Raw genomic sequence first — 356 nt, 5'->3', positions numbered from 1 at the left:
GCTCACCGCCGGCTACAGCGTCGCGGTGGACCGCACCGTGGTGCCGCTAGGCAGCCTGCTGTGGCTGTCCACCACCCGCCCGGACGGCACCCCGGTGGTACGCCCGGTGGCCGCGCAGGACACCGGCGGCGCGATCGCCGGCGAAGTGCGCGCCGACCTGTTCTGGGGCACCGGCGACGCCGCCGGCAAGCTGGCCGGCGACATGAAGCAGAAGGGCAGCATCTGGATGCTGTGGCCGAAGGGCGCGGCGTTGCCGAAGGCACCGTAAGCGCTATCCGCCCTGGTGCGGTGGGCGCGTGCGCCGCAGCGTGGCCATGCCGGCGTGGCCACGCTGCGGCGTGAGGCCCGCTTCACGC

The 356-nt window shown here is 74.7% G+C and carries 1 protein-coding gene; it reads left to right on the top strand.

Features of this window, described 5'->3' with window-relative positions; translation table 11 throughout:
* The coding region (locus AC1DN0_RS42010) for a 3D domain-containing protein (RefSeq protein WP_477146747.1) at positions 1–268 on the top strand (268 nt) is incomplete at its 5' end.
* Between the last annotated feature and the right edge of the window lie 88 nt (positions 269–356).

The sequence above is a fragment of the Cupriavidus sp. 05N39 genome (genome assembly GCF_056397325.1).
This window is presented reverse-complemented; position numbering and strand designations above follow the sequence as displayed.